Source organism: Parahoeflea halophila (assembly GCF_900220985.1).
Lineage (GTDB): Bacteria > Pseudomonadota > Alphaproteobacteria > Rhizobiales > Rhizobiaceae > Hoeflea > Hoeflea halophila.
Genome location: NZ_OCPC01000001.1, coordinates 1,132,018 through 1,158,697, shown reverse-complemented (window position 1 = coordinate 1,158,697; position 26,680 = coordinate 1,132,018). Strand labels below are relative to the sequence as shown.

Annotated in this window: 22 protein-coding genes; 8 read left to right on the top strand and 14 right to left on the bottom strand. The window is 61.8% G+C overall.

The genetic code is table 11. From position 1 onward, the window contains the following. Positions 1 to 25: 25 nt before the first annotated feature. The 3 genes from CRO46_RS05460 to CRO46_RS05450 are packed head-to-tail and all read left to right on the top strand — an operon-like array spanning position 26 to position 4,011. Positions 26 to 1,600 carry a trimethylamine methyltransferase family protein gene (locus CRO46_RS05460; RefSeq protein WP_097105747.1) on the top strand — a complete coding sequence of 525 codons (1,575 nt, stop codon included), beginning with the start codon at positions 26 to 28 and terminating at the stop codon, positions 1,598 to 1,600. 10 nt (positions 1,601 to 1,610) lie between these two features. After that, complete coding sequence (locus CRO46_RS05455; RefSeq protein WP_097105744.1) at positions 1,611 to 3,047, top strand: aldehyde dehydrogenase family protein; 1,437 nt, start codon at positions 1,611 to 1,613, stop codon at positions 3,045 to 3,047. Positions 3,048 to 3,105: 58 nt separating this feature from the next. Then, complete coding sequence (locus CRO46_RS05450; RefSeq protein ID WP_210421498.1) at positions 3,106 to 4,011, top strand: NAD(P)-dependent oxidoreductase; 906 nt, start codon at positions 3,106 to 3,108, stop codon at positions 4,009 to 4,011. 87 nt (positions 4,012 to 4,098) lie between these two features. Here the strand turns inward: CRO46_RS05450 and CRO46_RS05445 are convergent, their stop codons facing one another. Then, positions 4,099 to 4,782: an IclR family transcriptional regulator gene (locus tag CRO46_RS05445; protein WP_097105740.1), complete on the bottom strand. Its 684-nt coding sequence runs from the start codon at positions 4,780 to 4,782 to the stop codon at positions 4,099 to 4,101. A gap of 95 nt (positions 4,783 to 4,877) precedes the next feature. Here CRO46_RS05445 and CRO46_RS05440 point away from each other — a divergent pair, with 95 nt between their 5' ends. The 3 genes from CRO46_RS05440 (at position 4,878) to CRO46_RS05430 (ending at position 9,768) form a co-directional block, all read left to right on the top strand. Next, complete coding sequence (locus CRO46_RS05440; protein WP_097105738.1) at positions 4,878 to 7,223, top strand: cytochrome P450/oxidoreductase; 2,346 nt, start codon at positions 4,878 to 4,880, stop codon at positions 7,221 to 7,223. A gap of 249 nt (positions 7,224 to 7,472) precedes the next feature. Next, positions 7,473 to 8,507, top strand: a complete 1,035-nt coding sequence (locus CRO46_RS05435; RefSeq protein WP_097105736.1) for an AbrB family transcriptional regulator — start codon at positions 7,473 to 7,475, stop codon at positions 8,505 to 8,507. Between the two features lie 94 nt (positions 8,508 to 8,601). Next, the gene (locus CRO46_RS05430; RefSeq protein WP_097106530.1) at positions 8,602 to 9,768 is read left to right on the top strand and encodes an Mrp/NBP35 family ATP-binding protein; all 1,167 of its coding nucleotides are present in this window, start codon (positions 8,602 to 8,604) and stop codon (positions 9,766 to 9,768) included. Positions 9,769 to 9,808: 40 nt separating this feature from the next. Here CRO46_RS05430 and CRO46_RS05425 read toward each other — a convergent pair whose 3' ends face one another. Beyond that, positions 9,809 to 10,990 (bottom strand): serine hydrolase domain-containing protein, encoded by a 1,182-nt coding sequence (locus tag CRO46_RS05425; RefSeq protein WP_097105734.1) that lies wholly within the window; start codon positions 10,988 to 10,990, stop codon positions 9,809 to 9,811. A gap of 132 nt (positions 10,991 to 11,122) precedes the next feature. Between CRO46_RS05425 and rirA the strand changes: the two genes are divergently transcribed. Beyond that, complete coding sequence (rirA, locus tag CRO46_RS05420) at positions 11,123 to 11,581, top strand: iron-responsive transcriptional regulator RirA (RefSeq protein WP_097106529.1); 459 nt, start codon at positions 11,123 to 11,125, stop codon at positions 11,579 to 11,581. A 224-nt stretch (positions 11,582 to 11,805) separates the two neighbouring features. Then, positions 11,806 to 13,458 (top strand): beta-galactosidase BglA, encoded by a 1,653-nt coding sequence (gene bglA, locus CRO46_RS05415; protein WP_097105732.1) that lies wholly within the window; start codon positions 11,806 to 11,808, stop codon positions 13,456 to 13,458. A gap of 203 nt (positions 13,459 to 13,661) precedes the next feature. On the opposite strand, the gene ade is transcribed toward bglA, so the two are convergent. From ade to aptA, 12 genes are all read right to left on the bottom strand, one after another. After that, complete coding sequence (ade, locus tag CRO46_RS05410) at positions 13,662 to 15,362, bottom strand: adenine deaminase (protein ID WP_097105730.1); 1,701 nt, start codon at positions 15,360 to 15,362, stop codon at positions 13,662 to 13,664. A gap of 83 nt (positions 15,363 to 15,445) precedes the next feature. Next, positions 15,446 to 16,438 carry an ABC transporter substrate-binding protein gene (locus CRO46_RS05405; RefSeq protein WP_097105728.1) on the bottom strand — a complete coding sequence of 331 codons (993 nt, stop codon included), beginning with the start codon at positions 16,436 to 16,438 and terminating at the stop codon, positions 15,446 to 15,448. 31 nt (positions 16,439 to 16,469) lie between these two features. Then, entirely contained in the window at positions 16,470 to 17,339 is an 870-nt protein-coding gene (locus CRO46_RS05400) for an ABC transporter permease (protein WP_097105726.1), read from the bottom strand. Next, positions 17,336 to 18,223 (bottom strand): ABC transporter permease, encoded by an 888-nt coding sequence (locus CRO46_RS05395; RefSeq protein WP_097105724.1) that lies wholly within the window; start codon positions 18,221 to 18,223, stop codon positions 17,336 to 17,338. Before CRO46_RS05395 ends, CRO46_RS05400 begins: the two co-directional genes overlap by 4 nt. Next, positions 18,220 to 18,705, bottom strand: coding sequence for a GNAT family N-acetyltransferase (locus CRO46_RS05390; protein ID WP_097105721.1), 486 nt, complete (start codon positions 18,703 to 18,705; stop codon positions 18,220 to 18,222). Before CRO46_RS05390 ends, CRO46_RS05395 begins: the two co-directional genes overlap by 4 nt. Further along, positions 18,698 to 19,483: an ABC transporter ATP-binding protein gene (locus tag CRO46_RS05385; protein WP_097105718.1), complete on the bottom strand. Its 786-nt coding sequence runs from the start codon at positions 19,481 to 19,483 to the stop codon at positions 18,698 to 18,700. Before CRO46_RS05385 ends, CRO46_RS05390 begins: the two co-directional genes overlap by 8 nt. Positions 19,484 to 19,578: 95 nt before the next feature. Beyond that, positions 19,579 to 21,036, bottom strand: a complete 1,458-nt coding sequence (gene hydA, locus CRO46_RS05380) for a dihydropyrimidinase (RefSeq protein ID WP_097105716.1) — start codon at positions 21,034 to 21,036, stop codon at positions 19,579 to 19,581. A 75-nt stretch (positions 21,037 to 21,111) separates the two neighbouring features. After that, positions 21,112 to 21,873, bottom strand: coding sequence for a class II aldolase/adducin family protein (locus CRO46_RS05375; protein WP_097105714.1), 762 nt, complete (start codon positions 21,871 to 21,873; stop codon positions 21,112 to 21,114). Positions 21,874 to 21,948: 75 nt separating this feature from the next. Next, complete coding sequence (locus tag CRO46_RS05370; RefSeq protein WP_097105712.1) at positions 21,949 to 22,317, bottom strand: DUF559 domain-containing protein; 369 nt, start codon at positions 22,315 to 22,317, stop codon at positions 21,949 to 21,951. Between the two features lie 68 nt (positions 22,318 to 22,385). Then, on the bottom strand, positions 22,386 to 23,636 hold the full coding sequence (locus CRO46_RS05365; protein WP_097105711.1) for a Zn-dependent hydrolase: 1,251 nt from the start codon (positions 23,634 to 23,636) through the stop codon (positions 22,386 to 22,388). Positions 23,637 to 23,710: 74 nt separating this feature from the next. After that, positions 23,711 to 25,201: a CoA-acylating methylmalonate-semialdehyde dehydrogenase gene (locus CRO46_RS05360; protein WP_097105709.1), complete on the bottom strand. Its 1,491-nt coding sequence runs from the start codon at positions 25,199 to 25,201 to the stop codon at positions 23,711 to 23,713. 2 nt (positions 25,202 to 25,203) lie between these two features. Further along, the gene (gene aptA, locus CRO46_RS05355; protein ID WP_097105707.1) at positions 25,204 to 26,532 is read right to left on the bottom strand and encodes an omega-aminotransferase AptA; all 1,329 of its coding nucleotides are present in this window, start codon (positions 26,530 to 26,532) and stop codon (positions 25,204 to 25,206) included. Between the last annotated feature and the right edge of the window lie 148 nt (positions 26,533 to 26,680).

Sequence of the window (26,680 nt, the reverse complement as noted above, 5' to 3'; positions counted from 1 at the left end):
CTGCTTCCTTTCAACGGAGACCAGCATGGAAATCGCAATTGACCCCAGTGCCGACATCGAGTCTCCGGTATTTGAAAAGAAGGGTCGCCGTTCGGGCGGTCGAGCTAACCGGGTTCTGGTCCGAACCTCGCCACTTGCGGAGAATCTGAGGCCGATCCGGGCAGGCATGAGTGGTGGGCAGTACGCGCCCTTGTCTGAGGCCAATGTGCTGCGCATTCACGAAGCAGCACTGGACGCGCTCGAAACCATCGGCCTGTCACAGGCGCCGGCGTCCGGCGTCGAAATCCTGACAGGTGCCGGGGCTGTTCTGGGCGATGATGGCCGCATTCGGTTTCCCCGCGCGCTGGTCGAGGACATGCTGGCAATCGCCAACAAAACTGTCGTTCTGCGCGGGCGAGATCCCAAGCATGATCTCGATTTGTCGGGTACTCGGGTTCATTTCGGCACAGCCGGTGCTGCGGTGCATGTCGTCGATGTCGAGGGCAGGGACTACCGCGAATCCACCGCGCAGGATCTCTACGATGCGGCGCGCATCACCCATGCGCTCGACAATGTACATTTCTTCCAGCGCGCCATGGTCGCCCGCGATGTACTCGACAATTACGAGATGGACATCAACACGATCTATGCCTGCTGCGCCGGCACAACCAAGCATGTGGGAACAAGTTTCTCCGATCCGTCGCATGTTGAGAGCTGCATGGATCTTCTGCACATGATCGCCGGTGGCGAGGAAGCCTGGCGTGCCCGCCCCTTCGTCTCCAATTCCAACTGTTTCGTGGTCCCTCCGATGAAATTCGCTGAGGAAAGCTGCGTCACCATGGAAAAATGTATCCGTGCCGGAATGCCGGTATTGTTGCTGTCTGCCGGGCAGGCGGGGGCCACGGCGCCGGCGCCGCTGGCAACCGCGATCGTGCAGGCTGTGGCCGAGTGCCTGGCTGGTGTCGTCTATGTCAACGCCATGGCCCCCGGCCATCCGGCGGTGTTCGGTACCTGGCCTTTCGTGTCCGATCTGAGAACCGGCGCCATGTCGGGCGGCTCGGGCGAGCAGGCATTGCTGTCAGCGGGGTGTGCACAGATGCATCGGTTCTACGGTCTGCCGGGCGGGGCTGCCGCAGGGATTGCTGATTCCAAGCTGCCGGACATGCAGGCGGGATGGGAACAGGCGATCTCCAATACCATGGCCGGGCTGAGCGGTCTCAACATGGTCTATGAAGCGGTCGGCATGCACGCTTCGCTGTTGGGCTTCTGCATGGAATCTCTGGTGCTCGGCGACGATCTTCTGGGGCAGGTGCTCAGATGCGTCCGCGGCATCGATGTGACTGAGGACAGCGTCAGCATCGAAGCGATGCGGGAGGTCTGCCTTGAAGGGCCCGGCCACTATCTGGGCCATCCGCAAACGCTCAGCGTGATGCAGACCGAATATGTCTATCCGGCTGTAGCAGACCGGACCAGTCCGAAAGAATGGGCGGAAATCGGCAAGCCGGACCTTGTTCAAAAGGCGATAGCACGCAAGAATCGGATCCTGGCCGAGTCAACCACGCCGCAGCTCGACCCGGCTGTCGATGCAGCGATCCGGGCGGCGTTCAATATCCATATCTAGGGACTGATTCATGACCATCGAGCAGAATATCGGGCGCTTCTACATCAACGGGGCCTGGGTCGATCCTTCTGCGGGTGCTTCACTTATTGATGTAATCAATCCGGCCACCGAACAGATCGTCGCCACAGTGGCGCTTGGATTGCGAGCTGATGCGGAGAAGGCGATTGCTGCGGCAAGGGCAGCCTTTCCGGGGTTCAGTGCATGGAGCGCTGCCGAGCGGCTGGCGCTGCTGGGCCGTATCCGTGATGTCTACGAATCGCGGATGGACGAGATTGCCGAGGCAATCAGCACCGAAATGGGTGCGCCACTGGCGATGGCAAAATCCGATCAGGCTTGGTCGGGGCTGGGTCACATCGAGGCCACCATGACGGCACTTAAGAACTTCGTCTTCGAGGAGAAGCGCGGCTCGACGCTAATCGTCCACGAGGCCATTGGCGTGGCGGGGCTGATCACGCCCTGGAACTGGCCGATGAACCAGATCGCCTGCAAAGTGGCGCCGGCGCTTGCCGCGGGCTGCACGGTCGTGCTCAAGCCGAGCGAGATCGCGCCCTTGAGCGGTATCCTGTTTGCAGAGATCCTCGACGAAGCCGGTGTGCCTGAAGGCGTGTTCAACCTGGTCAATGGCGACGGGCCCGGTGTCGGACAGGTGCTTTCCGGCCATCCGGACATCGACATCGTCTCTTTCACCGGGTCGACGCGGGCGGGCATTTTGGTGGCCAAATCCGCAGCCGACACGGTCAAGCGGGTGGCGCAGGAACTGGGCGGCAAGTCGCCGAACATCATTCTGGCGGATGCGGATATTGAGACGGCGGTTTCCTCCGGTGTCGAAGCCTGCTTTGCCAACAGCGGCCAGTCCTGCGATGCGCCGACACGCATGCTGGTGCCGCGCGACCGGCACGAGGACGCGCTGGCGATCGCGAAGGTGACAGCGGAGAAGCTGGTGACCGGTGATCCGCGCGATCCAGCCACCGATCTTGGACCGGTGATCAGCCAGGTGCAGTATGACAAGATCCAAGGCCTGATCGCATCGGGCATTCAGGATGGCGCGCAGCTTGTGACCGGCGGCCGCGAGCGGCCCGAAGGGCTGGCGCATGGCTACTACGTCAAGCCGACGGTGTTTGGCGGCGTGACGCCCGAGATGCGGATTGCGCACGAGGAGATTTTCGGGCCGGTGATCTCGATCATGCCCTATGACAGTGAAGAGCAGGCAGTCGAAATTGCCAACGACACGGTCTACGGCCTTGCCGCCTATGTGCAGTCGGGCGAGATCGAACACGCGCGCCGGATTGCGCGGCAGCTGCGTGCCGGGCAGGTCCATATCAATTCTCCGGACTGGGATCTGTTTGCGCCGTTTGGCGGCTACAAGCAGTCCGGAAATGGCCGCGAATATGCCGACTGGGGCCTGCGCGATTACCTCGAAGCAAAGGCACTGATCGGCCACGGCTAGGTCCTGTCGACAGGACCCAGGCCGGTCTCTCCCTCGTCTCATACACATATTCAGGAGTATCACCATGCGCTATGGATTTATCGGGCTGGGCAATCTCGGCGGTCATCTGGCTGCAAGCCTGCTCAAGGCAGGCTTTGAAGTCACGGTCAACGATTTGGACCCGTCGCTAGGCAAACGCCATGTCGACATGGGCGGGGTCTGGGCTCAAACGCCGGCGGACCTTGCGCGCGATTGCGACGCCATCGTCACCTGCCTGCCGTCGCCAGCCGTCTCGGAAAAAGTTCTCGGAGAGGTGCTGACCACGGCGAAATCCGGCGCGACATGGATCGAGATGTCAACATTGGGCCGTGACGAGATCCTGCGGCTTGGGAAGATCGCCGCCGAGAAAGGCGTGCGCACCATGGAACTGCCGGTGACCGGTGGCGTGCATCTGGCAGCACAAGGCAAGATCACCATGCTGGCGGGTGGCGACAAGGACCTGTTCGACCTGCACCTGCCGGCGTTGCAGGCAATGGGGAACCAGATCTTTCACATGGGTCCGCTCGGCAATTCCTCGATCATCAAGGTGATCACCAACATGCTGGCCTTCATCCATCTCAAGGCCTGCGGCGAAGCGCTGATGCTTGCCAAGCGCGGTGGACTCGACCTCGGCCAGGCCTGGGCTGCGATCAAGGCGTCCTCGGGCAATTCCTTCGTGCACGAGACCGAGGGTGCGCTGATCCTGAACGGCTCCTACGATGTTGCCTTCAACATTGACCTGGCGCTCAAGGATCTCGGCTTTGCGATGGAATTCGGCCGGGAATTCGGCGTGCCGCTGGAACTGGCGTCGATGACCGAGCAGACCTATGTCGAAGCCAAGGCGGCTTACGGCGGAGACGCGGAATCGCCGATGATTGCCAAGTTGCTCGAAGATCGTCTCGGCACCGACCTGCGCGCGCCCGGCTTCCCCGCCAGGCTGGAGTGACCTTGGCCAGCATCGGCAGCAGCTTCCCGGGTCAGGCTGAGTTGCGCGGGGCGAGCTTGTGTTGGCGAGGTAATTGTGCCGGCTGAGCTATGCCAGCGCTTCGCGCAAGCGGTCACGGTGGGACAGGACTGCAGCGGTTGCGGAGGTGGTGTCGAGCGCATGCATGGCGACAACGCCGATGCAGGCTTCTGCCCCCGGCACGGAACGGCCGGTGGCGCCTGTCTTTCCCAAGGGTGCTGCAACCCCGATCGCGCCTTCCTGCAATTGTCCACGCGTGAGCGCAAAACCGTTTTTCCTGGCGGTTAGCAGATCGTCTGAATCGCCGGGTCGGGGCGGCCGTTGCATGGCGATGGCTAGGCCCGCCGCGCCCCTCGTTACCGGGTGCCTGCTGCCAACGCGGTAGGAGACTTTCAGCAAGGGGGCTTCAGGTTCGGCCACCTCGATGGCGACGCATTCGTCGCCTTGGCCGACGCAGAGAAAAGCGGTTCCGCCGCTGGCTTCCGCCAGTGATCGCAGAACCGGCAGGGCCTTGGCCCGCAGCTGTGGCTGATAGCGGTCGCTGAGCGCGACGATACCGCCTCCGATCTGGATGCGCCCCTGCTGATCGCGGGTGACCAGCAAATGCTCCTCGAGCGTTGCCACCAGACGGTAGGCAATCGCCCGGTGGACGCCCAGTATGTGCGCGATCTCCGCAATCTGCAGCCCGGAGGGGGTGCGCGAGACAATCTCCAGAACCTGGATGCCGCGGGACAGGGTTTGCAAGCTGCTCATTCAAGCACCGGGTTCACGGGGTTCATTGACTGCAAGTGAAGGGCTACGTTACATTTATAGAACATATTGTGCATTATTAGTAAATGAGGTTGAGCATGTCGGATCAACAGCCACGGACGGATAATGATCTACAGGTGTTACCGGGCTGCCCCGTTCATCCCCGTGCTGGGGCGGGCGCTTGCCCCGTTTCGGCGCAGGCCCAGGCGTTTGATCCATTTTCCGCCGAGTACCTGGCCAATCCGGCAGAGGCGTTGAAATGGTCCCGCGATCAGGAGCCGGTGTTTTACAATCCGGAGCTCGGCTATTGGGTGGTCAGCCGCTACGAGGACGTCAAGGCGGTGTTCCGCGACAATGTCACCTTCTCACCGTCCATCGCGCTGGAACGGGTCGTGCCTCCCAGCGAAGAGGCGATGGAAACCCTAAAGCGCTACAAGTACCAGCTGAACCGCACCCTGGTGAACGAGGATGAACCGGCGCACATGGAGCGGCGGCGGGTGCTGATGGAGCATTTCCTGCCGGGCAATCTCGCTGCCAAGGAAGAGATGATCCGCGAACTCACGCGCGAGAAGGTCGATGCCTTTGTCGACAGCGGCCGGGTGGACCTGGTCGAGGCGATGTTCTGGGAGATCCCGCTGACGGTGGCGCTGCACTTTCTCGGCGTGCCGAAGGAGGACATGGGGGCGCTGAAGGAGTTTTCCGTCGCGCACACGGTCAACACCTGGGGCAAGCCCTCGCCGGAACAGCAGGTAAAGGTGGCCGATGCCGTCGGACGTTTCTGGCAATATGCCGGGCAGGTACTCGACAAGATGCGCAAGCAGCCCGATGGCACCGGGTGGATGCACCATGCCATCCGCATGAATGCGGAAATGCCGGACGTGGTGACCGGCTCCTATCTGCATTCGATGATGATGGCGATCATCGTCGCCGGGCACGAGACAACGACCCTGGCGAGCACCAATGCGCTGAAACTGCTGCTGTCCAACCGCGTGGTCTGGGAGCGGATCTGCAAGGACCCCGAGCTTATCCCGAACGCCGTGGAAGAATGCCTCCGTCTGGAAGGCTCGGTGGTGGCCTGGCGCAGGCGCGCCACCTGCGATACCGAAATTGCCGGAGTGGCGATACCGGCGGAAGCCAAGCTGCTGATCGTCAGCGCCTCGGCCAATCATGATTACCGGCATTTCGAAAACGGTGATCTTCTCGACATCTACCGCGACAACGCGGCGGAGCACCTGACCTTCGGCTATGGCAGTCACCAGTGCATGGGCAAGAATTTTGCCCGGCTGGAAATGCGGATCTTCATCGAGGAATTGAGCCGGCGGCTGCCGCATATGCGGCTGGCCGAGGATCAGGACTTTACCTATCTGCCCAATCTCGCCTTCCGCGGTCCCGAAAAGCTGATCGTGGAGTGGGACCCGGCAGACAATCCGGAGCGCGCCGACCCTTCGATACTGAAGCGAAGCGTCTCGTTTCCCGTAGGCGCGCCGTCGGGCAAGGAGATTGCGCGGTCCGTGCGGGTTGCGGAGATTTCAGAGGCAGCCTCAGGGGTCAAGACCATACGCCTGGAAGACCCGGACGGCCTGCCGTTGCCGGCCTGGACGCCCGGCGCGCATGTCGATCTCCTGGTCGGCGATTTCTCGCGGAAATACTCGCTGTGCGGCCACCCTTCTGATCCGGATTACACGATCGCGGTGTTGCGGGAGCAGGAGGGGCGCGGCGGTTCGCGCTTCATCCATGAGCAGCTTTCCGCCGGCGCGGTCATCAGGCTGCGCGGACCGAAGAACTATTTCCGGCTTGAGCATGACGCTCCCCGTCATGTTCTGATCGCCGGTGGCATCGGCATTACACCGATCATTGCAATGGCGGATCATCTCAAGGCGCTCAATTGCGAATACGTCGTGCATTATTGCGGCCGATCGCGCGCGGCCATGGCATTTGCCGAGCGGTTACAGCAGGATCATGGGGACCGTGCGGTGCTACATGTGTCGGAGGAAGGCAGCCGTGCGGACCTTGCGGCTATCGTCGCGGGGTGCAGCACGGACGGCGCCCGGATTCACGCCTGTGGACCTGCCCGGCTGCTCGAGGCGCTGGACGGCCATTGCGTCGATCTGCCTGAGGGCATGCTGCGCACGGAAGTGTTTTCGACCGATCGCTCGGGCGCATTGCAGTCAGGTGATACAGCATTCGACGTCGAACTCGAGGATTCCGATCTCAACCTGACCGTGGCTGCGGGGCAGACATTGCTGGATGTCGTGCGCGCCGCGGGGATCGACGTGCCGAGTGATTGCGAGGAGGGGCTTTGCGGCAGTTGCGAGGTGCGGGTTCTGGATGGCGAGGTCGATCATCGCGACCGGGTGCTGACATCGGCGGAACGGGCGGAAGGCGGGCGGATGATGGCCTGTTGTTCGCGGGCTGTGGGATCCAGGCTGCGGCTGGCATTGTGATTTCTCTCAAAGCGCTGCCTTGAGGGGTGTTGCCAGGTCTCGAAGCAAGCTTCCGCCCAGCCGGCCTGATCAGCACGACCATGATCTCGGGCTTTTCCAGCCCGGGCTCGTGCGACCCGGGGGGAGATGCCATCGCGAAGGTTTCCATGAAACCAATCGCAAAGGAGATGCATTGGGCTTGGGGTCGCCGCAGTTGAGCCGTCGGGTTGGAGCGGACCTGCCGGGTGAACAGGACAGGAGTTTTGATCCATGCGGATGACTGGCTGGCGAGCTCCCCTGATTACCTACGCCATTGCGGTTCTCGGCGCCGGGTTGATGCTGCTCTTCTCGTTTCCGGCTCCCTTTCTGACGGGGCCTGCCATGGCGGTAACGCTGGCGGGGCTTGCCGGGGTCAAGACAGAAGCCCTTCCCATGCGGTTGCGCGATGCGGTCTTTGTCATTCTCGGGCTCACCATCGGGCAGGGCGTGACACCAGACGTGCTCGGTGCAGTGCAGGCCTGGCCGGTCACGCTGGCAGCACTGGCCGGCAGCCTTTCCGTCATCATCCTGCTGACCCCCTCCATCCTGGTGAAGTTCTGGTCAATGGACCCGGTCACGGCCTTTCTTTCCTCCGCTCCCGGGCATCTGAGTTATGTGCTCGGCCTTAGCGAGGGCGCCAAAGCTGATCTCAAGACCGTCAGCATCGTGCAATCCATCCGCGTGCTGGCACTGACGCTTCTGGTGCCTGTCGCGGTTACGCTGTCGGGCCAGCTGCCCGCGAGCGTAGCGGAGCCCCCCACCGCGACGGCAGCTTTGCCGCTCCTGGCAATGATCGGTTGCGCCGGGCTGGCCGGGTACCTGCTGCAGCGGCTGCGCCTGCCCGCGGCCTACCTGATCGGCGGCATGCTGGTTTCCATCGTGGCGCATGTCACCGGGCTGGTTGGCGGAGTTATGAATGTCTGGCTTGCAGCAGCGGCGTTTGTGGCTCTGGGGGCGCTGATCGGATCGCGGTTTTCAGGCGTCAGCTGGGCACAGTTGCGCCGGGCGTTCAGCGCCGGAGTGTTTGTCACGGTGCTTGGGGTGACGCTAGCGGCAGTGTTCGCGATTCTTGCCCATTGGCTGACCGGGATGGATATGATCGCGGTGCTGATCGCCCTTGCGCCCGGTGGTCTTGAGACCATGGCCGCGATGTCCGTCATGCTGGGAATCGATCCGACCTTTGTCGCCAGTCACCATGTCGCGCGGCTCTTGATGCTGACAGTGATCGTGCCGATCTTCGTTCTGCGTGGCCGCCGCGGCAGCTGATCCCGGGCGTCCCGTTTTTCACATCCCAGGCCATTTTATTGCGTTGCCACGTGCATTATGTGAAGGGTGTCTGAAACGACAAATTGCGGAGTGCATCGTGAGCGTGACCAAGGAAGAGGTTCTGGCCAAGTTGAAATCGGTCAAGGGACCGGATCTCGAAGGCAATATCGTCGATCTGGGGCTGGTGTCCGAAATCTTCATTGCCGACGGCAAGGTCTATTTCTCACTGACGGTGCCAGCCGCCCGCGCCCAGGAACTCGAGCCGCTGCGGGAAGCCGCTGAGCGTGCCACCAAGACCGTTCCGGGCGTGCAGGGCGCCATGGTGGCGCTTACGGCGAGCAAGGAGCCTGGCTCTTCCTCTCCGCCGCCACGGCCGGCAGCGCAGCCTGCGGCGCAGGGACATGCACCGGCCAAGCCTGGCCAGCCCGGCCAGCCCCAAGGCAAGCCGAAGGCGGATGTGCCGGGTATTGCAACCATCATCGCAGTGGCCTCGGGCAAAGGCGGCGTCGGCAAGTCGACCACCTCGGTCAATTTGGCGCTCGGTCTGCAGGCCACCGGACTCAAGGTCGGGGTGCTTGATGCCGATATCTACGGTCCTTCCATGCCGCGGCTGCTGGGTATCTCCGGCCGCCCCGAGCAGCTTGAGGGCCGGCTGCTCAAGCCGATGGAAAACTTCGGCCTGAAGGTCATGTCGATGGGCTTCCTCGTCGATGAAGACACGGCGATGATCTGGCGCGGGCCGATGGTGATCTCCGCGCTCAACCAGATGCTGCGCGAAGTGGCCTGGGGGGAGCTCGACGTGCTCGTCGTCGACATGCCGCCCGGGACAGGTGATGCGCAGCTGACGATGGCGCAAAACGTGCCGCTGGCCGGCGCCGTCATCGTTTCGACGCCGCAGGACCTGGCACTGATCGACGCGCGCAAGGGGCTCAACATGTTCAACAAAGTCAATGTCCCGGTTTTGGGCATTGTCGAAAACATGAGCTATTTCATCTGCCCCGATTGCGGCGGACGGCATGATATCTTCGGCCATGGCGGTGCCCGTGACGAAGCGGCCCGTATCGGCGTTCCGTTCCTGGGCGAGGTGCCGCTGGCGATGCCGATTCGCGAGACATCCGACGCCGGTCGCCCGGTGGTGGCGACGGCCGCCGAGGGCGCGCATGCCAAGGTCTATCTCGAGATTGCCGCCAAGGTGCGCGCTCGTCTGGAAGAACTTGCCGGTGATGGCAAACGGGCAATGCCCGATATCGTCTTCGAATAGGACCAACCGGGACCCGGAGCTGATCAGGGCCTGATGCTGCTCACGCCTCGGTACAGAGACTTGCAAACATTGCGAGAAGCGGCTGATCGATCGCGTCGGTTTGCGGCTCGTGCTGCGACGAGGTGCAGACGATCACGGTTCCGGAATCGGGGTCGCAATAGAGAAACTGGCCGTGAATGCCTGCAGCGAGAAAGGCATTCGAATCACCGCCAACCTGGTACCAGTTGTTGCGGTAGCGGCCGGTTGCGAGGAAATCGGCCTGGCTTCCGCGCGCCCAGACACCTTCATCTCCTCTGGTCTGCATGTCAGCAATCCATCGCGGCGAAACGATCTGATTGCCGTTTGCGGCGCCGCCGTCGATCAGCATCTGTCCAAGCGCCAGCAGGTCATGCGGACGGCAGGAGATGCCACCGGCGGTGCGTGGTGCGCCCTCGGTATCGACCGTGATAAAGGCATCGGAAGAAGCGCCGAGGGGTTGCCAGAGCAGGCGGGAGCAGAGGTCCGGGAAGCGTTCGCCGGTCACACGCTCGAGCACGATGCCGAGCATGTCGGAATTGGGCGAGAGATAGCGATGGTCGGTGCCATGCGGGCCGTCGGCCTTTTTCAGGCTGCACAGGAAGGACAGCATGGCTTCGTCGCCGCCCGTGCCGGACGGCGGGTTCCAGGACATGGCGCGGCGGTAGCGGGCATAGTCTTCTTCCGACAAATAGGATTCGTCGAAATCCAGGCTGACCCGCATGTCGAGCAGATGCTGCACCGTGGCGTCGGCATAAGCACTGATGCGCGCCTCGGGAACCAGATCGCCAACAGGAGTTTCGGGGTCGAGCAGCCCCTGGTCCTGCAGAATACCGGCAATCAGCGCGGTGATGGACTTGGAAATCGAGAAGATCAGATGCGGGTCGCTGCGGTCGACATTTTCGGCGTGCCACTCGGCAATGATGCTGCCATGCTTTGAGATCAGAAAACTGTCGGCCTGACTTTGTGACAACAGCTCCGCAACGGTGAGGCTCGCACCTGCCGAAGCGGGGCGGGACAGCAGATCGGGGTTCCCGACGGCGGCCGGCAACGCGGCAGGGTGTGCTGCGCGAATGCGGGCCGAGCGCACCATTTCCGCCACATTCCGGAAGCTCCAGAAGCTGTAGGGGCGGGTGCGCCAGTTGGCGAGCGTGACGGTTTCGCGCGAAAAGCCGTTGATAGTCTCGAATTTGGTCGCACGGGCCATGATTTTTCTCGATTTGGACTTGCTGCGCGGCAGGCGCGAAAAACTTGAATGAAAGGGTTTCCTTTTTCTGGAAGCATTCTAAACTATCAGCTCTTGCGAATGGAAGCGCAGCATCAGGTCCGGAGCGAAAAAATGCGGTTAACACGCCAAACCAACTACGCAGTGCGGATACTGATGTATTGTGCCGCCAATGACGCGCCGTTGAGCCGTATCGGTGACATTGCCAAGGCCTATTCCGTCTCCGAACTGTTCCTGTTCAAGATCCTGCAGCCGCTGACCAAGTCCGGATTGGTCGAATCTGTGCGTGGACGCAATGGCGGTATCCGTCTTGGCCGCGATGCCGCCGAGATTTCCCTGCTCGATGTGGTCAAGGTGACGGAAGACAATTTCGCCATGGCGGAGTGCTTCGAGAATGACGCGACCGAATGCCCTCTGGTGGATTCCTGCGGCCTGAACGCGGCACTGAGAAAGGCCCTCGGAGCCTTTTTCGAAGTGCTGTCAACCTATTCGATCGAAGACCTTGTGAAGTCGCGGCCGTCGATCAACTTCCTGCTCGGCCTCGAAGAGCATTCGGCAGTGCCCGCGGCCTGACTCCAGGACCCATCAATATCCAAGGACGTGTACCGGAGTAGTCGCGTTCGTATATAAGCCACTCATAGCTCATCAGCCGTCGCGAACAGCTTGGCGGACGTCGTCATCAGCTGTTCAACTTCTGCCCCGCCGTTTCTCCGGCTTGCATGCAGATCCTGCCTAATTTAAACGATTAGCATGGCACTTCGCCTGAGGACGCCACCCTCCCAACATTGGAGCCAGCCGTGAGCAAGACACAATCCTCCGACTGGTGGCGCGGCTGCGTCATCTACCAGGTCTATCCACGCTCCTTCCAGGACACCTCCGGCGACGGTATCGGCGATATTCGCGGCATTATTCAAAGGCTCGACCATATCGCTTCTTTGGGTGTCGATGCGATCTGGCTGTCGCCTTTCTTCAAGTCGCCGATGGCCGATTTCGGCTATGACGTGTCGGACTATTGCGATGTCGATGCGATGTTCGGCACACTGTCGGACTTCGACGAACTGATCGAACTGGCCCATGCCAAGGGGCTCAAGATCATCATTGACCAGGTGATCTCGCATTCATCCGACCAGCATGCCTGGTTCAAGGAAAGCCGATCGAGCAGGGACAACCCCAAGGCCGACTGGTACATCTGGGCCGATCCCAAGCCCGACGGTACTGCGCCCAACAATTGGCTGTCGATCTTCGGCGGGCCGGCCTGGGAATGGGACACGGTGCGCCGGCAGTACTACATGCACAATTTCCTCGCCTCGCAGCCGGATCTGAACTTTCACAATCCCGATGTGCAGAATGCGATCCTGGACACGGTGCGGTTCTGGCTCGATCGCGGGGTCGACGGTTTCCGGCTCGACACCGTCAACTTCTATGTTCACGACAAGCAGCTACGGGACAATCCGGCATTGTCGCTGTCGACCGAAGACGGCAACTTCATGGGTGTGGATGCGCCCGACACCAATCCCTACGGTTTCCAGGACCACCTCTACGACAAGTCGCAGCCCGAGAACATCGTCTTTCTGCAGCGGCTCAGAGCCCTGCTCAACGAGTATGACGGCCGCACGACTGTCGGCGAAGTGGGCGATGGCCGGCGTTCGCTGAAGACGGTGGCCGCCTATACAAATGGCGGCGACAAGCTGCACATGTGCTACACGTTCGACATGCTCAGCGGCGAGTTCTCGGCCGAACATTTCCGCCGCAGCATCTCCAATTTCCAATCGGTTGTGCAGGATGGCTGGGTCTGCTGGGCCTTTTCCAACCATGATGTCGAGCGGCACGTGTCGCGCTGGAAGCGCGAGGGCGACGATGTCGAACATCTGGCGCGCTTTGCCATCACCCTGCTTTCCTCGTTCCGCGGGTCGATCTGCCTGTACCAGGGCGAGGAACTGGGACTTGAAGAAGCCGAAATCGCGTTCGAGGATCTCGTTGATCCCTACGGTATCCGCTTCTGGCCGGCCTACAAGGGCAGGGATGGCTGCCGCACGCCGATGGTCTGGGAAAAGGACGCGGCCCATGCCGGTTTCTCTGCTGCGCCGCGCACCTGGCTTCCGGTTCCGGAAAGCCACCTGCGGCACGCGGTCGATCAGCAAGACCATCTCAGCGGCTCACTGCTGAGCCACTACCGTCAGACGCTTGCCTTCCGCAAATCGCATCCGGGCCTTGTTGACGGGCCGATGCGTTTTCTAAACACCAATGGCGACCTGCTGGCCTTCATAAGGGGGGAGGCGCACGAACGCTTCCTGTTCGTCTTCAATCTGGACCGTCAGCCGGTCGAATGGACGCCGCCATCAGACTTGTCGATTGCCGAGCCGGTTCGGCTGCCCGGTTTTGCTGCCGGTCACGAAGGGGACGCCATCATGCTGTCGGGGCTTGATGTGTTTTGTGCCCGGCTTGCCTGAGCCCGGTTGAGCCCCATCTCTCAAGCCGTCCGACGCAGTGGACAACCACGTTTCAGCCAACCCGTAGGGCCGCATGCTTTCAAGTCCTGAGACGATTTTTCGCCTTGAACGTACCAGCAGATATGCCCTTCGCCGAAAATCCGTCTCAGCCCATAAAATCAAAGCGGCAGAATGCGTCTTATCAATCGAACAACGCGCTAAACTTAAGGATCGATGATCTCGAAGGCATCGACATCGATCATGCCGCGGTCGGAGATCTTCAGATGCGGGATCACCGGCAGCGGCAGGAAGGCCAGTTGCAGGAACGGCTCATCGAGGGTGCCGCCCAAAGCCTTGGCCGCCTTGCGCAACGGGATCAGCTTCTCGCGCACATGCTCGTAGGGCTGGTCGCTCATCAAGCCCGCCACCGGCAGCGCGATTTCCGCCACCACCTTGCCGTTCTCTGCCACGACGAAACCGCCACGGATCTCGCTCAGCCGATTGACGGCCACGGCCATGTCGGCCTCGGTCGCGCCGACGACACAGATATTGTGGCTGTCATGGCCGACGGTCGAGGCGATGGAGCCGCGCTTGAGACCAAAGCCCTGCACGAAGCCGGTGGCGATATTGCCGTTCTTGCCGTGGCGCTCGATCACCGCGATCTTGAGAATGTCGCGGCCCAGGTCGATCTTCTTCTCACCATTGTCGATCGCAAGATCCAGATCCCGCCGTTCGGTGATGATCTTGCCAGGCACAATGCCGATCACCGGTGTCTGGCTGCGGTTCTTGCGCACGGTGAAGCCACCGGCGTCGACATTTGGGGCCCGGACGCTGTCGGTGCCTACAGGGTCGGTGTGGCTGCGGCTGGCGAACAGCTCGTCGGTGACACGGCGGCCGGCGGAGAACACCATCTGGGCGTTGCAGTTTTCGAGACTGTCGAGCACCACCAGATCGGCGCGCCAGCCCGGCGCCACCAGACCGCGATCCTTCAAGCCAAAGGCGCGGGCGGCGGAGATCGACGCGGCGCGGTAGATCGCCAGCGGCTCGACACCCTTCGAAATGGCGTGGCGGATCATGTAGTCGAGATGGCCGTGTTCGGCGATGTCGAGTGGATTGCGGTCGTCGGTGCACAGCGCCAGAAAAGGCGAATTGCGCTCGGTGATGATCGGGATCAGCGCGTCGAGGTCGCGGCTGACCGAACCCTCGCGGACCAGCACATGCATGCCTTTTGACATCTTCTCCAGCGCTTCTTCCGGAGTGGTCGATTCGTGCTCGGTGCGGATGCCGGCGGCGAGATAACCGTTAAGGCCCAGGCCGCGCAGCAAGGGGGCGTGGCCGTCGATATGGCCGCCCTGAAAGGTTTCAAGCTTGGCCATGCAGGCGGGATCCTTGGCCAGCACGCCGGGAAAGTTCATGAACTCGGCGAGACCGATCACCTGCGGATGGTCGCGAAAGGGCAGCAGATCCTCGATGTCCAGCCGTGCGCCGGCGGTTTCGAGATGGGTGGCGGGAACGCAGCTCGAGAGCTGCACCCGGATATCCATGATTGTCTGCTCCGAGCAATCGAGGAAATAGCGGATGCCGGTGGCGCCGATGACATTGGCAATTTCGTGCGGGTCGCAGATCGCCGTGGTGATGCCGCGTGGCAGGACACAGCGGTCGAATTCATGCGGGGTGACGAGCGAACTCTCGATGTGCAGATGGGTGTCGATAAAACCCGGTACGACGATCTTGCCGGAAATGTCGATTGTCTCGAGACCCTCGTAGCTTTCCAGCGTGCCGACGATGCGGTCGCCGCAGATTGCGATGTCACCTTCGCGCAACTCGCCGGTGGTGAGGTCATACAGCCTGCCGCCCTTGAGAACGATGTCGGCAGGCTTGCGGCCCGTGCCCTGATCAATCATGTCGCCAAGTCTGTCCGTCATGGAGGCTCCGTATCGTTGTGACTGCGTATCAAAAAACCGGCCGGCATGTCTGCCGGCCGGTCGAGTTTAGCCGAAACGGCTGATTACATGGACTTCATCTTGTCGGTGACGACAGAGGTCCAGGCGCCTTCCGGTTCCTTGGTGATCACCGGGTCGGAACCGCCCTGGAGCAATGTGTCGACGGTGCGCCGATAGTCGGCTTCGTCAAGTGTGCCGTCGGAGCCGGCGGTCAGCTTGGCGATTTCGCCCATCATGCGCTTCTGGTGCTCTTCGGTCTGGGCGCCGCTGGCGTCATTCTCGAGAACGATCTCGGCGGCTTCGTCCGGATTTTCCTCGGCCCATTTCCAGCCTTCCATCGAGGCCTTGACGAAGCGGGCAAGCTTGTCGACCATTTCAGGGTCTTCAAGGCTCGACTCGAGCACGTAGAGGCCGTCCTCGAGAGTTGCCACGCCTTCTTCTTCATACTTGAAGGTGACCAGGTCGTCGGCGGAAATGCCGGCGTCGATCACCTGCCAATATTCGTTGTAGGTCATGGTCGAGACACAGTCGGCCTGCTTCTGAATCAGCGGATCGACATTGAAGCCCTGCTTGAGAACCTCGACACCATCTTCTCCGCCCTGGGTCGGAATGCCCAGCGTGCTCATCCACGACAGGAACGGATACTCATTGCCGAAGAACCAGACACCGAGGGTCTTGCCCTTGAAATCGTCGGGCGACGTGATGCCAGTCTCCTTGAGGCAGGTCAGCATCATGCCCGAGGCCTTGAAAGGCTGGGCAATGTTGACAAGCGGCACACCCTTTTCGCGGCTGGCGAGCGCCGAAGGCATCCAGTCGACGATGACGTCGGCGCCACCACCGGCGATGACCTGCGGAGGCGCGATATCAGGGCCGCCGGGCTTGATTTCGACATCGAGACCGGCTGCTTCATACATGCCCTTGTCCTTGGCAACGTAATAGCCGGCAAACTGGGCCTGGGTCACCCATTTGAGCTGCAGCGTCAGCTTGTCGGCCGCAAGCGCCGAACCGGCCATCAACGAAAGCGCCAGCCCCATTGTAATCGAGATCGTCTTTTTCATGCCATTCTCCTCTGGTTGCGGCTCCGTCTTGTTATGAACCGGCTCGGCGCCGGTAGGACGGATGCCAGAAAGTTACGGCCCTTTCCGCGAGCGCAATAAGCCCGTAGGAAAGTGACCCGGCCAGGGCCGCGACAAAAATCGTGGCCCAGACCATATCCACATTCATGCGCCCGACTTCGGTGGAGATCCTGAAGCCCATGCCGACGATCGGGGTGCCGAAGAACTCCGCAACAATGGCCCCGATAAGCGCCAGAGTCGAGTTGATCTTAAGTGCATTGAATATGAAAGGCATAGCGGCGGGAAGCCGCAGTTTGAACAGGGTCTGCCAGCGCGATGCGGCATAGGTGCGCATCAGGTCGCGCTCCATCGAGCTGGTCGCGGCGAGTCCCGCAACGGTGTTGACCAGCATCGGGAAGAAGGTCATCACGACGACAACGGCGGCCTTTGACTGCCAGTCGAAACCGAACCACATCACCATGATGGGAGCAACGCCGACGATCGGCAGCGCTGCGACCAGATTGCCGACCGGGATCACGCCCTTTCGCAGGAACGGGCTGCGGTCGACCAGAATGGCGGTCAGGAAGCCGATGCCGCATCCCATCACGTAACCGGCGATCACCGCCTTGAGATAGGTCTGCTGGAAATCCGCCCAGAGGATGTGGGTGGAACTCAAAATCCGGTCCCAGATCATCGACGGGGCCGGCAGCAGCACGCTCGGCACGTTGAAGCCGCGTGTCACCCCTTCCCAGAGCGCAATCAACGCAGCGCCGAAAAGCACCGGGATCAGGATATTGATCAGCCTGGCGAGTGCTGCGCTTTTCGGTTTGAGCCGGGCAAGCCAGGCATTGGCCGCCCATGCGGCGAGCCAGAAGACAATAGCGGTCAGAAAGGGCCCGTTCATGCCGGTTTCACTCCCATGCGCCGGTTGACCCGGTTTCCGATGATATCAACCGTCATGACCAGAAGACCTGCCAGGGCTGCCGCCATCAGCAGCGCCGACCAGATCTGCACGGTCTGACCATAGTAGGATCCGGCCAGAAGCCGTGCGCCAAGTCCTGCGACGGCACCAGTTGGCAATTCGCCGACGATCGCACCGACCAGTGCAATGGAAATGGCAACCTTCATCGAGGTGACGAGAAACGGCACCGCCGCGGGCAGGCGAAGTTTCCAGAAGGTTTGGGATGCCGTGGCGGAATAGGTGCGCATCAGATCGAGATGCATGACTTCCGGCGAGCGCAGCCCCTTGGTCATGCCGACAGCAATGGGGAAGAAGGAGAGATACATCGAGATCGTCGCTTTCGGCAACAACCCGGAGATGCCGACTGCGTTGAGCACGACGATGATCATCGGTGCGATCGCCAGGATGGGGATTGTCTGCGAAGTGATAATCCAGGGCATCAGCGAGCGGTCAAGCGTCTGGAAATGGACAATGCCGACTGCGAGCGCGACACCAAGCACGGTGCCCATGGCGAAGCCGAGCAGGGTCGAGGACAGCGTGATCCAGGAGTGGTAGATCAGGCTGCGCTTGGACGTGATCTTCTTGCCGACGGTGGTATCCCAGAGCTCGGCGAAGACCTGGTGCGGCGCCGGCAGCACCGGCCGGTCCTGGGCCATGGTGCGCGGCAGGATTTCAAAAAAACCGACTGCTGTGCCGGCACGTTCGGCCTGGTCGCGTTCAAACGGCGTGTTGAGGACCACCGCTGCGGCGTACCAGATCGCGATGATGGCGAGCACCACCGTTCCGATCGGCAGGATCTTGTCTCTGAAGAGGCTGCTGTCACTCATGCCGAACCTCCGGGCCAGCGCATCCACAGCGTCGGAATGCCCTCCTCGGTGGCAGTGTCGCGGCGGGAGACATCCTCATGGAAACCCTCACGCTCGTAAAAGCGCAGCGCATCAATGTTGCGTTCGAAGACGGTGAGCTCGAGGCCGTCCGGGTGCGCCGCCTTCGCCGCATCAAGCAGCATCTTGCCAATGCCCTTGCCGCGCGCATCGGGTCGCAGATAGAGAGCGGGGACAAAGCCGTCTTTGCTCATCGAGAGATAGCCAAGGATCTCGCCATCATCTTCTGCCACAAACAGCGTGCGGGCTTCCAGCAGGGCCGGAACGAACAGCGCCTCGACAGCGGCGTGGTCGATCGTTCGCGGAAGCCAGTCCGTGGCATCGATATAGTCATTGATGATGGCCGCGCAGACCGGCAAGTCGGCCACGGTGGCGTAGCGAAGCAACAGCGCGCTGTCCTGTCGTGGTCTGGGCGCGCTAGTCATCGTAGCTGTGTCCCGCTTTCAAGCCTTCGCGCACCTGATGTGCGATCCTGAGAAATTCCGCGCTTTCGCGAATGTCGAGCGGCCGGTCAGTGCCCAGTGCGCTGCAGTCGATGATCTGGTGAATTCGGCCCGGGCGCGGGCTCATGACCACGATTTTGGTCGACAGGAAGACGGCTTCCGGGATCGAGTGCGTGACGAAGACAACCGTCTTTTTCGTCTTGGCCCAGAGTTTGAGCAGTTGCTCGTTGAGGTGATCGCGGACGATCTCGTCAAGCGCGCCAAAGGGTTCGTCCATCAACAGCATGTCCGGTTCGACGGCGAGTGCGCGGGCAATGGAGGCGCGCTGCTGCATGCCACCGGACAGCTGCCAGGGGAACTTCTTCTCGAAACCGGCCAGATTGACCAGTTCGAGATTGCTCCTGATCCGTGACGCACGCGTGGCCGCATCGAGCCCCATGACCTCAAGCGGCAGCGCGATGTTGTCCTCGATGGTGCGCCAGGGCAAGAGTGCCGCCTGCTGGAACACATAGCCATAGGCGCGGGCGAGGCGGGCTTGTTCCGGTGTCATGCCATTGACCGAGACCGAACCTCCGGTCGGCTGCTCGAGATCGGCGATCACCCGCAGAAGCGTGGTCTTGCCGCAGCCCGAAGGCCCGATCAGCGAGACGAATTCGCCTTCGGCGATGTCCAGCGTGATGCCCTTGAGTGCATGCACCGGACCGTCATTGGTCTCGAAGGTGAGGTCCAGATTTTGGGCAGATATCACTGTCTCAGGCATGGGTCGCCGCTTTTTTGTTTCATTGCATTCCCCAGGAAAGTCCATTGTATCGATCCTTGCCGGCACCATTGATGATGCGGGCAAGGACCATGCCATTATACCCCGGTCGCCGGGATGCCGGTGCGTTCAACCTTGCGCGGGGAGGAGACTTCCTTCCAGGTCGACAGCGCCTTGTTGATCGGCGTCACCGGTTCGCGCTTGACGAACTCGCCATGGCCTTCCTGCGGCTTGACCTCGCCATCGTCGACGGCCACCCGCCCACGGGTCAGCGTGTAGCGCGGCAGTCCCTTGAGCTGCTTGCCCTCGAAGACGTTGTAATCGATCGCCGACTGCTGGGTGCTGGCGGAAATGGTCTTGGATTTCTCCGGATCCCAGACCACCAGATCGGCATCGGCACCAACCAGCACCGCACCTTTTTTCGGGTAGCAATTGAGGATCTTTGCGATGTTGGTCGAGGTGACGGCGACAAACTCGTTCATGGTCAGACGGCCGGTGGTGACGCCATAGGTCCAGAGCATCGGCATGCGGTCTTCCAACCCGCCGGTGCCGTTCGGGATCTTGGTGAAATCGCCGACGCCAAAGCGCTTCTGTTCGGTGGAGAACGCGCAATGGTCGGTGGCGACCACCTGCAGCGAGCCTGCAGAGAGGCCGGCCCAGAGCGATTCCTGATGCATCTTGTTGCGGAACGGCGGGCTCATCACCCGGCGGGCAGCGTGGTCCCAGTCGGGATGGGCATATTCGCTCTCGTCGAGTGTCAGATGCTGGATCAGCGGTTCACCCCAGACGCGCATGCCCTTCTGGCGGGCACGGCGGATGGCTTCGTGGCTCTGCTCGCAGGATGTGTGCACCACATAAAGCGGGGTGCCGGCCATGTCGGCAATCATGATGGCTCGGTTGGTGGCTTCGCCCTCGACTTCCGCAGGCCGCGAATAGGCGTGCGCCTCGGGCCCGTTGTTGCCCTCGGCCAGGAGCTTGGCCTGCAATTGCGCCACCACATCACCGTTTTCGGCGTGGACCATGGCGATGCCGCCGAGTTCGCCAACGCGGCAGAAGGATGAGTACATCTCGTCATCATCAACCATCAGCGCGCCCTTGTAGGCCATGAAATGCTTGAAGGTGGTGATGCCCTTGTCCTTGACCACGGTCTCCATCTCGTTGAACACCTGCTCGCCCCACCAGGTGATCGCCATGTGGAAGGAGTAGTCGCAATGGGCGCGGGTCGACTTGTTGTCCCACATGGTGATGGCTTCCAGCAGCGACTGGCCCGGCGCGGGGAGGGCGAAATCAATCACCATGGTGGTGCCGCCCGAAAGTGCTGCGCGGGTGCCGCTTTCGAAATCATCGGTCGAATAGGTCCCCATGAACGGCATTTCGAGATGGGTGTGCGGGTCGATGCCGCCGGGCATGACATAGCATCCGGTGGCATCGAGCGACTTGTCGCCGACGAGGTTGGGTCCGATGGCGGTAATGACGCCGCCCTCGATCATCACATCGGCCTTGTAGGTCAGATCGGCGGTGACGATGGTTCCGTTCTTGATGACGGTGGTGCTCATGATGCACGTCCTCTTGCTGTTCCAGTTTGGTTTGATCAGCCGTCTTGGCGCGGCCTTTTCAAAGATTCAGTTGGCCTAGTCGGCATAGCCGGGGTTCTCCCGGTCGAGTACAAGTTTCATTTCCTCGAAATGCGAGAATTCGGCGTCCTTGTAGACTTCCCATTCACGGGCGACGGATTCGGCCAGCTCGTCGTTCATGACATTGAGCGGCTGGCCGGTCGAGTAGGCCAGAACCATGGTCCGCGCCGCGCGCTCTAGGTGGTACATGGCGTCAAAGGCCTCGGCCACCGTCCGGGCCACGGTGGTGACACCGTGATTGGCCATCATGACGTTGGAGTAATTGCCGATGGAGGCCGCGATGCGCTCGCCCTCGGCTTCGTCATTGGCGATGCCGCCGAAACTCATGTCCATTGCCAGCCGGTTGAAGAACCGCGCAGTGGTCTGGTCAATCGGCTTGATCGAGGGGTCCTTCAGCCCGGCAAGTGCCGTGGCATGCGGCGGGTGCAGGTGCAGCGCCACCCGGGCATGGGGCACGCGGCGGTGAATGGCGCCGTGGATCGACCAGGCCGAGGGATCGGGCGCATCCGGCCGGTTCATTGTTTCGGGGTCATCAGCGTCAATGAGGAGCAGTTCACTGGCCCGGGCGCGGGAGAAGTGTTTCCAGCGCGGGTTCATCAGAAACTTTCTGCCGTCGGGCGAGACGGCGGCTGAGAAATGGTTGGCGACACCTTCGTGCCAGTTGTAATAGGCGGCCAGGCGAAGCGCGGCTGCGAGGTCTATGCGAAGTTGGCTCTCGTCAGTGCTCTCAAGCGGCACGACTTTGGCTGATGTGGTCAAGGCACTAGCTCCGTCTTGGGTTAGACAGTCCCCCTCCCCCTGGAGGGGAGGGGATAGGGGTGGGGGGCATATTGATCATTTCATCAGCCCCAGTTCATGCAGTATTTTTTCGATGCAGGCATCATAGGACTCTGCCAGTTCACCGGTGTTGAATCGGATCACGCTGTATCCTGCTTCCGCCAACCACGCATCGCGCTTCTTGTCCCGGGCAGTTCCCGCCGCAGTAAAATGATGCTCTCCATCCACCTCTATGACAAGCTTGGCTGAGTGGAATGCAAAGTCTGCAACACACGGTCCAATCGGGCTCTGCCTGCGGCCGTGAATTCCATAGAGTTTTCTGAAGTCCTTCAAGGCCTGCCAAAGCCGCTTTTCGCCATCGGTCATAGCTCGGCGAAGCTGTCGCGCCCGAGCCAGGGATCTGGGTGAATTCAAGCTTGGTGACACAATGAGCCCCCCACCCTCGATCCCTCCCCTCCAGGGGGAGGGAGGATTGCCTGGTGCGCCTGGCGCTATCACTCAACCACCCCGGCCGTCTCGACCACCGCATGCATGAGCACGTCGGCGCCCGCGCCGGCCCATTCCTTGGTGATCTCCTCTGCCTCGTTGTGGCTCAGCCCGTCCACACAGGGGCACATGACCATGGCGGTCGGGGCGACGCGGTTGATCCAGCAGGCATCGTGGCCGGCACCGGAGATGATGTCCATGTGCGAATAGCCGAGCCGTTCGGCGGCGTCGCGGATCGCCTTGACGCAGCCATGGTCGAATTCCGGCGGGTCGAACTGGCCAACGATCTCGGCCTCGAAGCTGACGCCGAGCGCGTCACAGAGTTTCGGGGCTTCCGCCATCAGCCGGTCGACCATGCCGTTCAACGTGTCGAGTTCGTGGCTGCGGAAATCGATGGTAAAGACCACCTTGCCCGGAATGATGTTGCGGGAGTTGGGATAGACGTCGATATGGCCGATGGCGCCCACCGCATTGGGGGCGTTGTCCATGGCGATGTCGTGCACGAGCTCGGTGATCTGGGCGAGGCCGCGGCCGGCGTTGAGCCGCATCGACATAGGGGTGGAGCCGGTGTGGCTTTCCTTGCCGGTGACGGTGCATTGCACCCAGCGCAGGCCCTGGCCATGGGTGACGACACCGATATCCTTGCCCTTGGCTTCCAGGATCGGCCCCTGCTCGATGTGCAATTCGAACAGCGCGTGCATCTTCCGGGCACCCACTTCCTCGTCGCCCTTCCAGCCGATGCGCTCGAGCTCGTCGCCGAAGCGCTTGCCCTTGGCGTCGACCTTGTCATAGGCCCAATCCTGGGTGTGGACGCCGGCAAACACGCCCGACGCCAGCATGGCCGGTGCAAAGCGGGTGCCTTCCTCGTTGGTCCAGTTGACCACGACGATCGGGTGCTTCGTCTTGATGTCGAGATCGTTGAGCGTGCGGACCAGTTCGAGGCCTGCGAGCACGCCGAGCACGCCGTCATACTTGCCGCCGGTGGGCTGGGTGTCGAGGTGCGAGCCGACATAGACCGGCAGCGCATCGGGATCGGTGCCGGGCCGGGTCATGAACATGTTGCCCATGGTGTCGACACCCATGGTCATGCCGGCCTGCTCGCACCATTTGCGGAACAGATGCCGGCCTTCGCCGTCCTCGTCGGTCAGGGTCTGGCGATTGTTGCCGCCGGCCACGCCGGGGCCGATCTTGGCCATCTCCATGAGGGAGTCCCACAGCCTGTCGGCGTTGATGCGAAGGTTGGCGGCGGGTGCGGACATGGTCGGTTCCTCTGGTCTGTTCCGTTTTCGGACCACCCCGGAACCGCCCGGGGTGGTGGTTCGTAAGTGCTGCCTCAGCTCGGGAAGGTGAACACCGCGCCGGACTTGATGCCGTTGGGCCAGCGCGAGGTGATGGTTTTCAGCCGCGTGTAGAAGCGAACGCCTTCCGGGCCGTAGATCGAGTGATCGCCGAACAGCGAGCGCTTCCAGCCACCGAAGGAATGATAGGCCACCGGCACCGGGATCGGCACGTTGACGCCGACCATGCCGACCTCGATGGAATCGGAGAAGGCACGGGCCGCGTCGCCGTCGCGGGTGAAGATGGCGGTGCCGTTGCCGTATTCGTGGTCGTTGATCATCTTGACGGCGTCGTCGAAGGTTCCGGCGCGGACGACCGAAAGAACAGGTCCGAAGATCTCTTCCTTGTAGATGCTCATGTCGGTGGTGACGCGGTCAAACAGCGTGCCGCCGACGAAGTAGCCGTTCTCGTAGCCCTGCAGCGAGAAACCGCGGCCGTCGACCACCAGCTCGGCGCCTTCGTTCACACCCTGATCGATGTAACCGAGCACCTTTTCCTGATGCTGCTTTGTAACCACGGGGCCCATCTCCGCCGTGTCGTCGCTGGCCGGGCCGATCTTGAGCGCCTCGACGCGGGGCTTGAGTTTTTCTACCAGTGCGTCCGCGGTCTTCTCGCCGACGGGGACGGCAACGGAAATCGCCATGCAGCGCTCGCCGGCCGAGCCATAGCCCGCGCCCATCAGCGCATCGGCGGCCTGGTCCATGTCGGCGTCGGGCATGACAACCATGTGGTTCTTGGCCCCGCCGAGCGCCTGCACGCGTTTGCCGTTGGCGGTGCCGCGCGAATAGACATACTCGGCAATCGGGGTGGAGCCGACGAAGCTGACCGCCTTGATGTCGGGATGGTCGAGCAGCGTGTCGACGGCGAGCTTGTCGCCATGAACAATGTTCAGAACCCCTTCCGGAAAACCCGCTTCCTGGAACAGTTTCCAGGCCAGCATCGGGGCGGAAGGATCGCGTTCGGAAGGCTTGAGCACGAAGGTGTTCCCGCAGGCGACCGCAATCGGATACATCCACATCGGTACCATGGCCGGGAAGTTGAACGGGGTGATACCGGCGACGACGCCGAGCGGCTGGCGGTCGGCGATGGAATCGACCCCCGGTCCGACATTGCGGGAAAAATCACCCTTGAGCAGATTGGGAATGCCGCAGGCGAATTCCACCACCTCGATGCCGCGGGCGACCTCGCCGAGGGCGTCATCGTGGGTCTTGCCGTGCTCGCGCGAGATTTCGCGGGCGATGTCGGCGGCGTGCTTGTCGAGCAGTTCCTTGAACTTGAACATGAAACGGGCGCGCTTCAGAGGGGGCATGGCGCCCCAGGCCGGTTGCGCTGCCTTGGCGTTGGCGACGGCCGCGTTGATTTCCTCGACGGTGGACAGCGGAAGTTCGGCAATCTGTTCGCCGGTGGCCGGGTTGAAGACAGCGGAACGGCGATCCGAGCCGGATTGGGTGAGCTTGCCGCCAACGGCGTTTTCGATGATCTGCATGGTCAAGCGACCCCCATGAGTACTTTGCGCAGTTTTTCGAACAGTTCGTCGATCTGTTCCTTCGAGATGATCAAGGGCGGTGAAAGCGCGATGATGTCGCCCGTCGTGCGGATCAGCAAGCCGTCATCATAGGCCTTGAGGAAGGCGGAGAAGGCACGCTTTGTCGGCTCGCCGGCAATCGGATCGAGCTCGATGGCGCCGATCAGGCCGGTGTTGCGGATGTCGATCACATGCGGGCAGTCTTTCAGTGAATGCAGCTGCTCTTCCCAGTAGGGCGCCAGTTCCGCGGCACGGGTCAGCAGGCCCTCTTCCTTGTAGGTGTCGAGCGTGGCAAGGGCCGCGGCCGAGGCAATCGGGCTGCCCGAATAGGTGTAGCCGTGGAAGAACTCGATCATGTGCTCGGGGCCCTGCATGAAGGCATCATGAATTTCCGAGGTCACGAACACCGCCCCCATCGGGATGACGCCGTTGGTCAGTCCCTTGGCGGATGTGATCATGTCGGGCATGACGTCGAAGTGCTGAGCGGCAAAGGGCGAGCCGAGACGGCCAAAGCCGGTGATGACCTCGTCGAAGATCAGCAGGATGCCGTGCTTGGTGCAGATCTCGCGCAGTTTCTTGAGATAGCCCTTCGGCGGGATCAACACGCCGGTGGAGCCGGCGACCGGCTCGACAATGACCGCTGCGATGGTAGAGGCGTCGTGCAGGGTGACGATGCGCTCGAGTTCGCTCGCCAGATCGCCGCCATGCTCGGGCTCACCCCTGGTAAACGCGTTCTGCTTCGGCAAATGGGTATGCGGCATGTGGTCGACACCGGTCAGCAAGGTGCCGAACATCTTGCGGTTGGTGACGATGCCGCCGACCGAGATGCCGCCGAAATTGACGCCGTGATAGCCGCGCTCGCGGCCGATCAGGCGGGAGCGGGACCCGTCGCCCTTCACCCGGTGATAGGCGAGCGCCACCTTGAGCGCGGTTTCGACCGACTCGGATCCCGAGTTGGTGAACAGCACATGGTTCATGCCCTCAGGCGCAATGTCGACCAGCCGGTTTGCGAGTTCGAACGCTTTCGGATGGCCCATCTGGAAAGCGGGGGCGTAGTCCAGCTCACCTGCCTGCTGGGCGATCGCCTCGGTGATCTTCGGGCGGCAGTGACCGGCATTGACACACCACAGGCCGGCGGTGCCGTCGAGGATCTGGCGGCCGTCGGAGGAGGTAAAATGCATGTCCTTGGCGCCGACCAGCATGCGCGGGTTCTGCTTGAACTGGCGATTGGCCGTAAACGGCATCCAGAAGGCGCGCAGATCGTTGGGGGTGGTGTTGAGCCGGTTTGACATGGCTGGTGCGCCTCCTGACGCAATGAGTTCCCGATCGTTGGTCAATAGCCCCTTGCCAGGCTTGTATTTCGCACAACAGCTGAAGGACGAAAATATTGACTGTTTGATAAAACTCTAGCAGGGTCAATATTCCGGTCAAGGCAAATTC

Coding starts and splice junctions, on each gene's coding strand:
- CRO46_RS05405 (WP_097105728.1), bottom strand. CDS start 16,438: ATGAAAAAGACGATCTCGATTACAATGGGGCTGGCGCTTTCGTTGATG.
- CRO46_RS05455 (WP_097105744.1), top strand. CDS start 1,611: ATGACCATCGAGCAGAATATCGGGCGCTTCTACATCAACGGGGCCTGG.
- CRO46_RS05440 (WP_097105738.1), top strand. CDS start 4,878: ATGTCGGATCAACAGCCACGGACGGATAATGATCTACAGGTGTTACCG.
- CRO46_RS05390 (WP_097105721.1), bottom strand. CDS start 18,705: ATGACTAGCGCGCCCAGACCACGACAGGACAGCGCGCTGTTGCTTCGC.
- CRO46_RS05365 (WP_097105711.1), bottom strand. CDS start 23,636: ATGTCCGCACCCGCCGCCAACCTTCGCATCAACGCCGACAGGCTGTGG.
- CRO46_RS05425 (WP_097105734.1), bottom strand. CDS start 10,990: ATGGCCCGTGCGACCAAATTCGAGACTATCAACGGCTTTTCGCGCGAA.
- CRO46_RS05385 (WP_097105718.1), bottom strand. CDS start 19,483: ATGCCTGAGACAGTGATATCTGCCCAAAATCTGGACCTCACCTTCGAG.
- CRO46_RS05460 (WP_097105747.1), top strand. CDS start 26: ATGGAAATCGCAATTGACCCCAGTGCCGACATCGAGTCTCCGGTATTT.
- CRO46_RS05400 (WP_097105726.1), bottom strand. CDS start 17,339: ATGAACGGGCCCTTTCTGACCGCTATTGTCTTCTGGCTCGCCGCATGG.
- ade (WP_097105730.1), bottom strand. CDS start 15,362: ATGACGGACAGACTTGGCGACATGATTGATCAGGGCACGGGCCGCAAG.
- rirA (WP_097106529.1), top strand. CDS start 11,123: ATGCGGTTAACACGCCAAACCAACTACGCAGTGCGGATACTGATGTAT.
- hydA (WP_097105716.1), bottom strand. CDS start 21,036: ATGAGCACCACCGTCATCAAGAACGGAACCATCGTCACCGCCGATCTG.
- aptA (WP_097105707.1), bottom strand. CDS start 26,532: ATGTCAAACCGGCTCAACACCACCCCCAACGATCTGCGCGCCTTCTGG.
- CRO46_RS05445 (WP_097105740.1), bottom strand. CDS start 4,782: ATGAGCAGCTTGCAAACCCTGTCCCGCGGCATCCAGGTTCTGGAGATT.
- CRO46_RS05395 (WP_097105724.1), bottom strand. CDS start 18,223: ATGAGTGACAGCAGCCTCTTCAGAGACAAGATCCTGCCGATCGGAACG.
- CRO46_RS05360 (WP_097105709.1), bottom strand. CDS start 25,201: ATGCAGATCATCGAAAACGCCGTTGGCGGCAAGCTCACCCAATCCGGC.
- CRO46_RS05435 (WP_097105736.1), top strand. CDS start 7,473: ATGCGGATGACTGGCTGGCGAGCTCCCCTGATTACCTACGCCATTGCG.